Origin of the sequence: Sinomonas gamaensis (genome assembly GCF_005876955.1) — a bacterium.
GTDB lineage: Bacteria > Actinomycetota > Actinomycetes > Actinomycetales > Micrococcaceae > Sinomonas > Sinomonas gamaensis.
This window is the reverse complement of the sequence record NZ_SSCL01000021.1, coordinates 1-12,268: the sequence shown is the minus strand read 5'-3', so window position 1 is coordinate 12,268 and position 12,268 is coordinate 1. Positions and strand designations below refer to the sequence as shown.

The 12,268-nt window shown below is 64.8% G+C and carries 15 protein-coding genes and 2 pseudogenes; 15 read left to right on the top strand and 2 right to left on the bottom strand.

Translation table 11 applies throughout. From position 1 onward, the window contains the following. Window positions 1-270 precede the first annotated feature (270 nt). From E5679_RS19110 to E5679_RS19090, 4 genes are all read left to right on the top strand, one after another. Window positions 271-852: a hypothetical protein gene (locus E5679_RS19110; RefSeq protein ID WP_138418864.1), complete on the top strand. Its 582-nt coding sequence runs from the start codon at window positions 271-273 to the stop codon at window positions 850-852. 127 nt (window positions 853-979) lie between these two features. Then, window positions 980-1,357: a GatB/YqeY domain-containing protein gene (locus E5679_RS21655; protein ID WP_138418863.1), complete on the top strand. Its 378-nt coding sequence runs from the start codon at window positions 980-982 to the stop codon at window positions 1,355-1,357. A 275-nt stretch (window positions 1,358-1,632) separates the two neighbouring features. Then, window positions 1,633-3,171: an RHS repeat-associated core domain-containing protein gene (locus tag E5679_RS19095; protein WP_171042473.1), complete on the top strand. Its 1,539-nt coding sequence runs from the start codon at window positions 1,633-1,635 to the stop codon at window positions 3,169-3,171. A gap of 20 nt (window positions 3,172-3,191) precedes the next feature. After that, window positions 3,192-3,653: a DUF2207 domain-containing protein gene (locus E5679_RS19090; protein ID WP_138418859.1), complete on the top strand. Its 462-nt coding sequence runs from the start codon at window positions 3,192-3,194 to the stop codon at window positions 3,651-3,653. A gap of 108 nt (window positions 3,654-3,761) precedes the next feature. On the opposite strand, the gene E5679_RS19085 is transcribed toward E5679_RS19090, so the two are convergent. Together E5679_RS19085 and E5679_RS19080 are read right to left on the bottom strand one after the other, a co-directional pair. Next, a complete protein-coding gene (locus tag E5679_RS19085; protein WP_138418858.1) occupies window positions 3,762-4,322 on the bottom strand; it encodes a hypothetical protein in 561 nt (186 codons plus the stop codon). Between the two features lie 407 nt (window positions 4,323-4,729). Beyond that, on the bottom strand, window positions 4,730-5,527 hold the full coding sequence (locus E5679_RS19080) for a hypothetical protein (protein WP_138418857.1): 798 nt from the start codon (window positions 5,525-5,527) through the stop codon (window positions 4,730-4,732). Between the two features lie 857 nt (window positions 5,528-6,384). Here E5679_RS19080 and E5679_RS19070 point away from each other — a divergent pair. The 11 genes and pseudogenes from E5679_RS19070 (at window position 6,385) to E5679_RS19025 (ending at window position 11,950) form a co-directional block, all read left to right on the top strand. Continuing rightward, window positions 6,385-6,582: an OmpA family protein gene (locus E5679_RS19070; protein ID WP_171042472.1), complete on the top strand. Its 198-nt coding sequence runs from the start codon at window positions 6,385-6,387 to the stop codon at window positions 6,580-6,582. Between the two features lie 152 nt (window positions 6,583-6,734). Then, the gene (locus E5679_RS19065; RefSeq protein WP_138418851.1) at window positions 6,735-7,565 is read left to right on the top strand and encodes a hypothetical protein; all 831 of its coding nucleotides are present in this window, start codon (window positions 6,735-6,737) and stop codon (window positions 7,563-7,565) included. A 107-nt stretch (window positions 7,566-7,672) separates the two neighbouring features. Continuing rightward, a complete protein-coding gene (locus E5679_RS19060) occupies window positions 7,673-8,041 on the top strand; it encodes a hypothetical protein (protein WP_138418849.1) in 369 nt (122 codons plus the stop codon). 36 nt (window positions 8,042-8,077) lie between these two features. Then, window positions 8,078-8,362, top strand: a pseudogene (locus tag E5679_RS21470) (hypothetical protein); the annotation flags it as partial. A gap of 94 nt (window positions 8,363-8,456) precedes the next feature. After that, window positions 8,457-8,678: pseudogene (locus tag E5679_RS21465) on the top strand (hypothetical protein); the annotation flags it as partial. 92 nt (window positions 8,679-8,770) lie between these two features. Continuing rightward, window positions 8,771-9,439, top strand: coding sequence for an FHIPEP family type III secretion protein (locus E5679_RS19050; RefSeq protein ID WP_338055930.1), 669 nt, complete (start codon window positions 8,771-8,773; stop codon window positions 9,437-9,439). Then, window positions 9,349-9,711 carry a hypothetical protein gene (locus E5679_RS19045; protein ID WP_138418847.1) on the top strand — a complete coding sequence of 121 codons (363 nt, stop codon included), beginning with the start codon at window positions 9,349-9,351 and terminating at the stop codon, window positions 9,709-9,711. The genes E5679_RS19050 and E5679_RS19045 overlap by 91 nt, the downstream gene beginning before the upstream one ends. Window positions 9,712-9,720: 9 nt before the next feature. Further along, entirely contained in the window at window positions 9,721-9,966 is a 246-nt protein-coding gene (locus E5679_RS19040; RefSeq protein ID WP_138418845.1) for a carbon storage regulator, read from the top strand. Between the two features lie 172 nt (window positions 9,967-10,138). Next, window positions 10,139-10,807 (top strand): recombinase family protein, encoded by a 669-nt coding sequence (locus tag E5679_RS19035; protein ID WP_138418843.1) that lies wholly within the window; start codon window positions 10,139-10,141, stop codon window positions 10,805-10,807. Continuing rightward, window positions 10,804-11,214 (top strand): hypothetical protein, encoded by a 411-nt coding sequence (locus tag E5679_RS19030; protein WP_138418841.1) that lies wholly within the window; start codon window positions 10,804-10,806, stop codon window positions 11,212-11,214. The genes E5679_RS19035 and E5679_RS19030 overlap by 4 nt, the downstream gene beginning before the upstream one ends. Window positions 11,215-11,614: 400 nt before the next feature. Then, complete coding sequence (locus E5679_RS19025) at window positions 11,615-11,950, top strand: hypothetical protein (RefSeq protein ID WP_138418839.1); 336 nt, start codon at window positions 11,615-11,617, stop codon at window positions 11,948-11,950. Window positions 11,951-12,268 lie beyond the last annotated feature (318 nt).

Sequence of the window (12,268 nt, the reverse complement as noted above, 5' to 3'; positions counted from 1 at the left end):
AACCGCTCCCAGCGATGTATCTGGGAGTGAGGTGAACGGTAGAGCGATTCCGACCCGGAGTAAATGGTTCGAGAGGTTTCCCGATATGACAGTTTGCTCTGCTGAATTCTGAAAAGGAGTCGCTTCATTTCAGCCGGCGGTCCGGTAGCCCAGTGACAGTGTTGTCACATATTGACCGTCCAAATCTGAGGCTGGTAAAAGAATTGAGAGCTAGCTTCTCGCCCCTAGCCGTCTTATCATCAGGTCACATCAGCACTCGAGGAGGCGCAGATGCTCAGGTATTCGTGGAAACTCCTTAGCGCTCTCGGCTTCCTTGCCATTGTGATCTCCTTCAGTACAGGCGCCGCACTGCCGATCGTGCGGACCAACGGAAGTGCGGAGGTGATCTGCGGTGGAGCCCTGGCCCACGGCTACCCCGTCTGGAATCAAGGAGGTCTGCGCTTCTATCAGGCGTGGGACTACTGCGCTGAACAAGCCAGCCTGACCTTTGGCCCATACCTTGTCGCGACCGCGTTTAGTGCTGCCCTGCTGCTCATTGGGTTAGGGCTCAGCACGACTGAAGCCCTGCTCGCTCCTGCGCTGGACATTAGTAAGTGCCTTTTCGCGAAAGATGTAATCCTTGCCCTCGGCATTGAGGAACGGTTTCCCATTACGGGCCCATGTTGTGGAACTGATCGTTCGGGTGTCGATGAATTCATGGAGCTCATCGAAGAGGCGGCCCGGGTCAAGCATGCCCGAGCGAAACTTGAAGCACTTGTGAGTCAAGGTGCCGAGAACACATTGAACGAGGTGCTGTCCGTTGCCTCGCGAGAGGTGCATTCGCAGGAATTGACGCAAACGCCAGCGAGCTGAATGGAAGAGGTATCGCATTTTTAGTGCTCATGTGCCATCAATAGGGGCATATGGGCTCCGCTTCCTCCGCACACATGACCGGGGCGTCGTCATCAGCGGCGGCACCCTGATCGAAGGAAGACCCACCATGCCCGTCAAGGCCCAGCTGCAGCAGGACGTTGTCGCGCACATGCGCGTGGGCGCGAAGCTCGAACTCCAAACCGTCCGCAATGTCCTCGGCGAGATCGAAACGCGCGAGAAGTCCGGCAAGACCCGTGTCGAGCTCGACGACGCCCAGCTGACGTCCCTCCTTCAGAAGGAGGCGGCCAAGCGCCGTGAGACCGCCGCCAGAGACCATGGAGCATTCGCTGGAGCAGGCTTTGGAGATGAGCGGGGCGGCCAGTATGGCCTTCGACGACTGGTTCCAGCCGTTCAACGACGACCGCTACGTCGCGCCCAATGTCTACCCAGCCGGGGCTCAGGCATGGGACCCGGAAGAGACCGAGAGCAACGAGCGGGGGCATAGGCCGGACCTCCGGGCCGTGGATCCCTACGGCGGCCTACTGACGAGAACGGGAACAAGACCAGCAGCACCGACGCGAACAACCGCACAAGTACCTGGGTATACAACGCGTTCAACGAGGTCGCCACGGCCACCGACCCGCTCGGCGTCACTACCACCTACGGCTACCAAAGGCCGGGAACCCGGTCACCAAGTCCACCCCCCTGACCGGTACCAGCCAGACCGCGATCGCCACCTACAGCTACGGTGACTCCACTCACCCCGGTGACGTGACGTCAGTGACAGATCCGGACGGGCGCGCCAGCAAATTCACCTATGACGCCGCCGGTGATCGCATCACGGCTGCGGACCCGCTCGGGGACACGACTAGCTACACGTATGACGCGATCTGGCGGATGCTCACCTCCAAGACCCCGCGCGGGAACACCACCTCGTACGCCTACGACGCCGACTCGAGGCTCACCGCGGTCACAGACCCCCTGGGCCACGTCACGAGTTACGGGTACGACCCCACCGGGCTGCGGACCACGGTCACCGACGCCAACAGCCACACCACGACCACCGCCTACGACCCCGACGGGCACCCCACCAAGGTCACCAACTCCGATGGGACCTTCAGCACGACGGCGTACGACGTGGACGGGAACGCCACGAGCACGACCGACGCGAACGGCCACACGACCACCTACGCGTACGACCCGCTGGACCGGATCACCTCGTCGACGGACCCAATCAACCGGTCCACCACATACGCCTACGACAAGGCCGGTCACCTCACAGGTGTCACCAACCCTGCGGGGAAGACCGCCACTAACACATACGACCCGGCCGGGAACAAGACCGGCACCACCTACTCCGACGGCACCACCCACGCCGAGTGCTACACCTACACAGCGCACAACCAGCAGGCCACCATGGCCGATGCCACCGGCACCACCGCCAGCACCTACGACTCCCTCGGCCGCCTGACCGCCCAGACCAACGGCAATGGCCAGACCGTGGGCTACGACGCAGGCAATCCTGTGGAACAGCTTGACGCCACAGGAAGCGCCCTCTACTACCAGCACGACCAGTGCCGCTCGACGCGGCTCCTCACAGACAGCAGCGGGGCAGTCGTGGCAACCTACACATACGACGCGTACGGCAACCTCGCGGCCAAGACCGGCACCGCCGACACCGTCCTGCGCTGGAACGGCCAGGTCCAGGACACCGACACTCGCCTCTACTACCTCCGCGCTCGCTACTACGACCCCCAAACCGCCCAATTCCTCAGCACCGACCCACTCGCCGCCCTCACCAAGGCCATGTACGACTACGCCAGCAACAACCCGCTGAACAGCGCCGACCCAACAGGGCTCGACGACTGGTGGAACCCGGCCACCTGGGCAAGCGACACCTGGAAAGTCGTTGCGACAGTCGGCGTCATCATTGGGGCCGTTGCTCTCGCGGCGACCGGCGTAGGCCTCGTCGCAGAACTAGGCGCGGCAGGCGTTGCTGGTGCAGCAGCGATCGCGGAAACAGCCGGAACGGTGGCAATGGTCGCCGGAGGCGCCAGCACAGCCCTCGACGGCGCGGCGTGTCTCTGGCACCACGCGTCACCCGGAGAAACGGACACATCCGCCTGTGCCGGATTCACCCTCGGCCTCCTGACCCTAGGGCTCGGATCCGTCGCAAAAGCGGGGGGAGAAGCAGTATTCGGGCCAAAGGAGGTGGCCGCAGGCAATAGAGCCGGCTGGGACGTCGGCGGCGGCATATTCGGAACCGCAGGATTCGCCATAGACGCGCTCTCCTGCCTGAAGGTTAACTACCTCACGTGAGAGTGGAAGGAAGGAGTGCCATGGTCTTCGAAGACTGGGAACCACGGATCGGCAGCGAAGCCGCACGGACACTCAAGAGCGCATACCAGTACATCCGACTCTTCTTCATAGTCTGGGCAATCGTGCTTGGCATTGCTGTGGCAGCAATGCTCTCGCGGACGATGCCACTCTGGTTCAGCATCCTGGGTACGGTGGCAATTGTCGTGCTGCTCTTGGTGACCATCTTCGCGTTCAGCACGTTTTCGATCCGCCGGAAGCGCGCAGGCCGCCAAGCCTGGGAGTACCTCGGCAGGCCGCCACAGTGCCACCAGCACAGGATCCTCCGGTTCGCCTTACGCAACCCCGAGGTCTTCGACAACTACCTCGCCGAGAAGGGCATCCCCCCAAGGAGGAACTACCCCTCGCTCGCGTCTGCGAGGGCTATCGAGAAGGGCAAGCGCACCAGCCTCGGCCCGGAGAATCCCCGCGGCATGCGCCAATAGCCAAGGGGTTCTCTCATGAGCGTTCCCGCGGGAATCATCATCGACGAGAAGAACCTTCTGTGAGCGCGAAGCTGAGCAGCCGATCCAACCCTGATTCAGCCAGCAAGGCTACTGAGGAAGGGCCCAGTCGACGATCACTCCCGACTGGTCGTTGTTGTAGCGGGCGGTCGTCATCGGAGTGTCCTTCGAGCCTTCGATGATTACCCACGCCCGGTAGCATTCGCCCCATTTGACCTGCTGCTCCGGCGGCCAGAACCCTGGGGTGGCCCCGGGATGCCGCCACGTCGTGCTGGCCGCACCGTAGCTGTGCCCGGCGGCATCGCGCACGGACCAGAACCGGTCGCTGATCGTCGGATTGGCGCCGGAACCGCCCGCCGGGACGCACACCTGGATGTCGATCGCCTCCTGGTTCGGGTCCTGCGGCTCGACGTTCTTGCGGTGCTCGAACACCGTAACTGTCCCGCCATTGGGGAGCTTGTACGCGGTGCCGAGCTGCAGCGGCCCCGACTGGGTCGGCGTGGGCGTCGGCGTGGGCGTCGGGCTCGGGGTGGCCGTCACGGTGACGGTCTGCGTGACGGTGACGGTGGGCTGGGCGGCAGCGGTGCCGCCGGCGCACCCTGCGAGCAGGGCGGGCAGCGTCAGCCACAGCGCTATGGCGCGCTTGCGCATGGTGTGGTTCCCCATTCTTCTCCGGCCGCGCGGCCGGTCCCTTCTCCTGTACCACCGGCCACGGGCCGGTGCCCGACGGCGCGCGCAACAGCGCCGTTCATGACGGAGCCCCCACCCGTGGGAGGGCGGGGCGCATAGAGGAGGCATGAAGCCCCGACAGCTAACGATCGCTCCCGCACGTCCAACGTGTGGACCTGCGGCAGAAATTCACGAACCTGGTCGTCGCCCAGCGCGGCTTCCAGGGCCAACGCTCGCATCATCACCATGTCCGACCAGGTGCTGCAGCAGCGGTCAATCCTGAAACGGAAATACAGATAGCCAACTATCGATTTTAGGCTGAAGATAAAGTACGAAGGAGAGGCCACCAGGGATGAGGCCCCTCCTCCGCGAGGTCGTGCCGGCAGCCGCTAAGAGAGCGACATGTGCCCCGAGACGCCCACTAGGAACGATGGGCAGGACTTGCCGTAGAGACCGGTCTGGAACGTGACGCTCTCGCCGGGCGCGAGGTCCGCGTCCGGGCTCCCGAAGTTCATCTGGCTGTCCAGCAGTCCGCCTTTCTCGTCGAAGCAGGTCACCACTACCGGATATGGGGACTTGAGGGTCGCCTTCGATGTGTTGGTGGCCTGGCCGACGATGTTCTCGCCGGAGAGGCTGGCCTGGTCGACCTTCAGGTCCTGGTTGTACGGCTTTCCGCTCACCGGCTTCGACGCGACCGTGAAGGAGAGCTTCGAATCGGCGGCAATAGTCGTGTTCGGCGCAAAGTAGACGTAGCCCAGGGCGATTCCCCCGGCGGGGATCACCTCCGGGCTCATGACCTGGCTGCGGCCCGAGGCTACGATCTTCCCGCCGGCGTCCTTCGCCGCGGCCGTCACCTCGACGCTCTGGACGGGGCTCGAGGTGTTGTTCCTGACCGCGATAGCCACGCTCGTTCCACCATGGCCGGGGACAATCGGCGCAGATGCCACCACGTCGGTCTTCCCGGGCGTGCCTGCCGGGAATTGCGGCTTCGCGGTCCCGGCCAGCCAGCCCTGGCCGACGACATCGTCGATCGTCAGGGGCTTCACCTCTGCGGCCGGCGCCGCCGACTGGGCTGCGGACTGGGACGGCGCCTGAGTGCTGCTCCCGCCCCCGGTCTGGGTGGCTGAGGAACAGCCGGACAGCGCCACTGCCAGCAGGGCAGCGGCTACAAAGGTCTTCTTGCTCAAGATTCCCCCTAGGAATGCGTAACAGGTGTGCGACCCGGACGGTCCGTCGCACCGCAGGGTCGACCTCCATCTGTACACGTCCAACGCCTTATTACGCCTCAGGCGCGCCAATTTTCCCTGCTTTGCCGCAATGCATTACGAGGACCGCGGCGCTCCTAACAGTGCCGCCGCCGGCACCGAGAGTGCATATCAGACGGTCCGCCAGATCCGCACGCGGCCATATTCAACGACCGCGCTGCCGCGGTAGCCATCTCATTTGGGTTCCGCCTGCCAGTCAGGGCCCTTGGGCGCCGCGGGGACGGCCTTAAGCCAAGGCGAGTTGGCAGGCTGCGCCTAGGGTTTCTGCACGTCCGGCTGCCGTTGCGGCTTCTCCTCGGCCAATTCCCGAATCCATTGCGGCGTGTCGACACCTAGCCGCGCGTCGATTGTCACCCGAGCCTTAGCAGCGGCTACCTGCACGCGCCGGTCATAGCTGCTCGCCGGACGACGCGGGAGGAGTGGGGCCTCGTTCTGCTCCCCAGCCATGTTTATCATGCCTCCCAAATTGCCGGCTTGGCTCTAACCGAATTCTTGCAGCTGTTCCCGGTTGGGGCGAGGCCTGGGCAAGGATTCGGGCTGCGCCAGTCGGGGAAGACCATGCTGCCCTGACGGATCCCGCCGTGTTCGCCTCATTGCCGCCTTGCGCTGGTTCGGCGCGCCCTGAGCCTAGGCGAAGCCCTCGAGCGTTGCGACAACGATCTGCTCGACGGTGAGGTCCGCGATGCAGGTCTCCATCGAGAGCCACGCCGCCAACGTGGCACCAACTACCCCTCAGGATGGGAGCTCTCGCCAAGCGGTCGGTGAAGGTGCTGAGGTACATGGTCGAGAGCGACGGCCTGCCCGGGAACCGGATCGGCGCCTCCGGCTACGGGTCCTCCCGGCCTGCGAACACCGGCACCAGCGCCGCCGACTACGAGCAGAACCGCCGTGTCGACGTCGTGGTGCTCTCCGACCAGCCGGAGGCCGTCCGGGCCCTCATCCCCGAGGCGCTCAAGGCCGAAGCCGCCGGCAAATAGACCGGGGAGGCCCGGCCGACGACGCCCGGATCTCCCCGCCCCTGAGGGTGACTAACAGTGTCTGCGATGTCGTAGTCCTCTCCGCGTTGCCTATTACTCCATTCGGCGCTGTAATTCCCTAACGGCAAGGTTGATTCGGGAAGCGGTGCGCCATGCTCGACTTCGACACCATTCTTCAGATTTTCGACTTCGTCACTGACGTCGGCCTAGACGTCCTCGATCGACTCAATGAAGAGGACGACAAGGAACAGATCGTAGTCAATCTGCAGCCGGTGGTTGACGCTATCGAGGATCTCGGTGCAAGGACATCAGAGATCGCAGACATCCTTAGGCGGCCTGCGGAGACTGCCGGAGCAGAACACTGCCAACACGCCGCTCTCGCCCTCTCGCAACTCTGGTATGACGATGCGCTGAAGGAGGCAGAAGCGAGCATAGCGGCCTACCGATTCCGAGCGACCCCGCACCTAATAGCCGCTGTCTCGTCGCTCGCGCTTAACAACGGCCACGAGGCCATGGTCCACTTCGAAAATGCCGTCAAGTACTCGGCCAACGGAGAGCAGGATGTCGGCTCGGTGGCGGCCTTGATGGCAGCTAGGCTATCTCTCGCAATCGGGGCGCCCAAGTACGCACTGCGCCTTCTCAAAAGATCCGATGAAATCTCGCAGCGCTCCTGCCCAGCAGTGGCGTGTGCCATCGCTGAACTGACGGATGATGACAAGGATCCTGAAGGCGAAGCCGAGACTGAGGCCACCATGCGGTTCATCGCCTTGTACTGGGCAGATTGCGGTCAGAAGCTCGCCCAGTCCATGACGCGAGGTGGAACATTGAGATGGACGGCATTGAAGACCTTCGTCAATGGGACTCTGGCATGCGCCCCAAATTCGCAGAAGTGTTCAGCGGCGATTTCGTTTCCCGAGCTCTTCAAATCCAAGGACTTCAGAACCGCTTACTTCACCAGCTACGTGAACTCCATAGAAAGTTGAGGTCAACCCCGGTTGGCGCCAGTGAAGTCAAGGCTGCGCTCAGAAGGCGTTTCGATGTCAAGATTCCTTGGTACGAAGATGCCAATGTTGGAGTGATGCTTCGGGCTGTGGCCTCCAAATACCTTGCTAGCAGTTCGTTTGAGACGACTCCCGAGGAGGACTACCCGAAGCTCCCGCTCGACGAGCTAATCGAGTACCTCCGCTTCATCCACACAGCCGCTGGACGCCTTCGGAAGCTCTTGCAAGACATTCCCGGGATCCAATACCTGGAGTGGATGCAGTTGCTCAACCAACTCAATACGCTGTCGTCGACACAGATAGCTCAGGAGTTCATGGAGAAGCGCCGGTCCTTCCTTGCCATCATCGATGGGATAAACAACAGCTGGCCGGCCGATACCCAGGTAGTACGGCTCCCGCGGGAGCTGTGGATCCCGCCAACCCTCTTCCCCGAGGGACCAGTTTTGCTAGAACCCTGACTGACTTCGGTGAGAGGTCTCGGGTAGTCCGCACACATGGTGTGGCATGACAAACCGGTCACCGATCACCCCTGCCTCCAGGGGGCAGCAGCCGTGAGCACGAAAGCCCCCGAATCATCCCAGAAGGCGGTCGAGCTCTACGACTTCCGCCGCCACACCGCCCTCGCCCGCGAGCACTCCCGCATTCTCGAAGTAGGGTTCGAGCCCTTCGCCCGCCAATGGGGAACCCAGCTCACCGCCAAAGTCCGGGTCAAGTCCACCGTCACCGTCGAATCGGTGATCATGCAAACCTACGACGACTACGTCTCCTCCCTGCCCGGGACCACCTCCATGGTCCTGTGCGCCCTCGAGGGCATCGGGGCGAAGATGGTCTTCCAATTCCCCACCGCGGCGGGCCCTCGGCTGGGTCGCGCGCATGGGCGGCGGCCACCAGGACAAGGGCCCCATCGAGCGCAATTTCACCCCCATGGAGCACGCCCTCATCAAGCAGACGATGGACGCCGCCCTCGAAGACCTCGCCTACTCCCTCGCCAGGATCATGACCGGCACCAGGGCGGTGGAGAGCATCCAGTACAACTCCCAGTTCGCCCAGGCCGCCGCCACCACTGACCTCATGGTCGTCATCGGCTTCACCATTTTCGTGGGAGACACCCCGGCCCCGGCCACGCTCGCCATCCCCGCGGACACGATCCTGCCCCAGCTCGGGGCCGTGAACCCGATGACGCCCGGCTGCTCTCCCGGGAGGAGGTCCGAGTCCTCACCGAAGGCGTCAAGGCCACCAGCCGGGCCGCCGTCGAGGAGCTCACCACCGCCCAGCTCTCCCTCGCCGAAATCCACCGGGTCCTGCAGGGCCTGCTCGCCGAGCGGGTCCCGATCAACGACCTCACCCGCATATACGAGGCCCTCACCCTCCGGGCCAAGGCTTCCACCGACCCGGAGGGCCTTGTCGAGGCCGCCCGCGCCGCGCTCGGGCCCGATCTGGTGCGCCGCTTCATGGACGGAGACCGGCTCACGGTCATCACCATCGACCCGGTCCTCGAGCAGTCACTCGTCCAGGACCTCAGGCCTGCCGAGACCGGCACCCAGCTGGTCATGGACCAGGCCAAGCTCGACGGGATGATGGCCTCCCTCAGCGCGCGGTCGCCGCCGCCGAGCAGGCCGGCAAGAGCCCCGTGCTGGTGTGCGCCCCGATGCTGCGCCCCGCCCTCCGTCGGCTCGTCCCCGCGCCCCGGCCGGGATCCCGGTCCTGTCCTACGCGGAGGTCACCTCGACCGAAGTGAACATCGAAACGATCGGGGTGGTCCGCTGTGCCGCGGCAGTTCCAGCTTGATGCCCCCACCCTCGAGGAAGCCCGGGCGAAGGCGCTGCGCGAGTACGGGCCCACCGCCCGGATCGTGAAGGCCGAGCGGGTCTACGACAAGGGGCTGCGCGGCCTCCTCGGCCGCCAGCACGTCGAGGTCCTGGTCGAAGCCCCCGACCCCCCGAAGCCGGCTGAGCCCGGGTATGGGCTCAGCGAGCGTCTTGGCATCGCCGCCCTGCTGGCCGACGCCGACGCAGCCGACCAGGCCCCCGGCCTCGGCCAGGTCCACCTGTCCACGGAGGAGCCCCGGTTCGAGGACGTGCTGAACTCCCTCGCCGCCGACACAACGCCCGACGGCGACCAGGGCTGAGGAGGAACCATGCTCGTGCTCACCCGCAAACCCGGCCAGAAGATCATGATCGGCAATGACATCGTCATCACCGTCCTCGAGGACAAGGGCCAGGCAGGCATCCGCATCGGCATCGACGCCCCGCGGGACGTGACGATCAAGCGCGAGGAGATCCTCGCCGCGGTCTCCGACGCAAACCGTTCGGCGGCGACAGCGACGGCGACGGCAACGGCCGCTGACCTGCTGAGGTTGCTCGGTCAATCCGGGCGACGGTAGCCGAGCTGCCCTCGCCAGGGTGCCCCGCAAAGCCGTCCGAAGTGGCTGTCGGACACCGTCCAAGAGGGGAACCCCTATTGGGACACTTCGTGGAGTGCACGTGAAATATCGGTGGACTGTCCCAGAATTCGTCCTATCGGAGAATCCCGCAATCCCTAGGGGTGAATAGGACATGATCTTCGGCTACACCCGAGTTTCCAGCGTATTGCAGGACGCGGCGCTGCAACGGCGGGCACTGCTGGCCGCCGGCGTCGACGAGAAGCACATCTTCTCCGACGAGATCACCGGTGCCTCCGCTGCGGCCGCGCGCCCGGCGATGGCGAAGCTGCTGGACTATCTGCGGCCAGGGGATGAACTCCTTGTGTGGAGGATAGATCGGCTCGGGCGCAGCGTCGCCGACATGGTCGCCACCGTGGAGCTCCTCCAGGAGAAGGGCGTCAAGCTCCGCTCCCTGGTCGAGCAGATCGACCCTGACACCCCGAACGGGCGGCTCATCCTGAACTTCATGGCCGTCCTGGCGGAGCATGAGCGGCAGCTGAACTCCGAACGGACGAAGGCCGGCATGGCCGCTGCCCGCGCCCGCGGGGTTAAGTTCGGCCGCAAGGGCCCGGACGCGAAGACGATCGCCGCCAAGCTCGCCATCGCCAAGAGCATGCTCGCCCAGAACGCCTCTGCGAAGGAGGCCGCCAAGGCGATCGGCTGGTCCCGCTCCACCCTCTACCGCCATCTCCGCGAGCAGGAGGCGGCGCGTAGCGGGGGAGTAACGACGCGAGCCCGTGCCGCCTCCAAGTACGCCGTCGTCGAGACCCTGCCCTTCAGAGAGGCAGGACACGCCGGATGAACTTGATCCTTGGCGGCTGGCAATGGCGGGGCAAGCCCGCGCCGGCGCTCGAGCAGGTGCTTCTGCCGCAGCGGCTCGAGTTCCGGGTCGCCGTCCCCGAGGGCGTCATCGTGCACGGCTACGTGCCCAGCTACGAGATCTGGAACGTCTTCGTCCGGGTCAACATCGCGCTGATTGACGTCCAGCTCCGAGGGATCCACGACCGTCCAGCCCTGCAGCTGTCGGACGGGTCCTTCGCCCGGATGATTCAAGGGAGTGGCGGCGGGGGAGAGCGGTTCGGCAGCTGGTCGACGGCCTTCGTCCGGCCCGAGCCGGGCACCGTGACGCTCGGGCTGGGCGGGGGCCACCTCGGAAAGCCCGAGAAGGGTGTCCCCTTCACCCCGGTTATGGATTTCGAGATTCCGTAGCCGCAGACCGGAGCCGCCGCCAGATCAAGAGCCTTTGGTCCTGAGACTCGCGGAAGTGCTGCGCTGAGAATGTGACTGGTGCGGGCTCGCCTGGGCGCCGGGCAAGTAGCGGGGCCCAACCCCCAGTGGCGAGCCCGCACCCGCTCAGAGGACCGGGGCAGGGCTGAGTGCCCGGTGGCAAACGCAGGAAACACCCGCCACGGGCCAAGCAGGACGAGCCTAGCTGTCGACCTCCCCCGCTACGGAGAACGCACCGCGTCGTCTTGTGTGACCGCAACTGTCATGCCCGGTCGGGACCAAAGTCCCTCCACCCCCACTCAAGACGCTGGATAAATTGGGCCCTCGTGCACCGCCTGGGGCCAGGGCCTCGGGGGCGGAAACAGTCGGGGGAGGACTTTGCATGGCACAGGAGCAACGCGCCGCTGAGGGCGCACTGTTCGCGGTGGGGGAGCGGGTGCGTTTCCGACGCGAGGTGCGCGATCCTGCAATGGCGCAGATTAGAGCGGCAAGGGGTGACCTCGGCGTGGTGGTCCACGTCCTTTCGGGCCTGAGTCCGGCAGCGTTCGTGGTGAAGCTCGACCGGGCACGGCTGCCCGAATTCGCTCGGCTGGTCGTGCAGGCGGAACAGATCGAGCTCGACTTCCCGTTGGGCATGGAGGCCGACGAGGTGGTGGCCGCGGCGGAGGCCATCACCCGCACGGCCTACGCGGCCTGGCGCCGTCCGGCGGCCGGGTAAGGTGCGGACCGGGCCAGGGCCCAATGATGGTCACCGGGCACCATGGAGAGCACCCCGCAGCACAGTCCCGGCAGCCCTGAAGATGGGGCGCTCTGGGATGGAGTCTGGCTGCCATGCCGGATCATCGCCGTCACCCACCACGGAGAGATCCACGGCTACCTGATCAGCAGGAGCCAGGGGAGAGGCAGGGTTGTCAACGACTTCTGAATTTTGACCCCCTGGCGACGTCTGAATTTTGACCCCTCGCGAGGCTTAGCTGTTGGATGCGCGGTTCTCCTTGGCGAGGAGTTCTCGGCGCTGGCGGGTGCGGTAGGAGTC

What these genes read in the sequence shown, in the direction of transcription:
- E5679_RS19110 (WP_138418864.1), top strand. Translation starts at nt 271, where the DNA reads ATGCTCAGGTATTCGTGGAAACTCCTTAGCGCTCTCGGCTTCCTTGCC.
- E5679_RS21655 (WP_138418863.1), top strand. Translation starts at nt 980, where the DNA reads ATGCCCGTCAAGGCCCAGCTGCAGCAGGACGTTGTCGCGCACATGCGC.
- E5679_RS19090 (WP_138418859.1), top strand. Translation starts at nt 3,192, where the DNA reads ATGGTCTTCGAAGACTGGGAACCACGGATCGGCAGCGAAGCCGCACGG.
- E5679_RS19085 (WP_138418858.1), bottom strand. Translation starts at nt 4,322, where the DNA reads ATGCGCAAGCGCGCCATAGCGCTGTGGCTGACGCTGCCCGCCCTGCTC.
- E5679_RS19070 (WP_171042472.1), top strand. Translation starts at nt 6,385, where the DNA reads ATGGTCGAGAGCGACGGCCTGCCCGGGAACCGGATCGGCGCCTCCGGC.
- E5679_RS19065 (WP_138418851.1), top strand. Translation starts at nt 6,735, where the DNA reads ATGCTCGACTTCGACACCATTCTTCAGATTTTCGACTTCGTCACTGAC.
- E5679_RS19040 (WP_138418845.1), top strand. Translation starts at nt 9,721, where the DNA reads ATGCTCGTGCTCACCCGCAAACCCGGCCAGAAGATCATGATCGGCAAT.
- E5679_RS19035 (WP_138418843.1), top strand. Translation starts at nt 10,139, where the DNA reads ATGATCTTCGGCTACACCCGAGTTTCCAGCGTATTGCAGGACGCGGCG.
- E5679_RS19030 (WP_138418841.1), top strand. Translation starts at nt 10,804, where the DNA reads ATGAACTTGATCCTTGGCGGCTGGCAATGGCGGGGCAAGCCCGCGCCG.
- E5679_RS19025 (WP_138418839.1), top strand. Translation starts at nt 11,615, where the DNA reads ATGGCACAGGAGCAACGCGCCGCTGAGGGCGCACTGTTCGCGGTGGGG.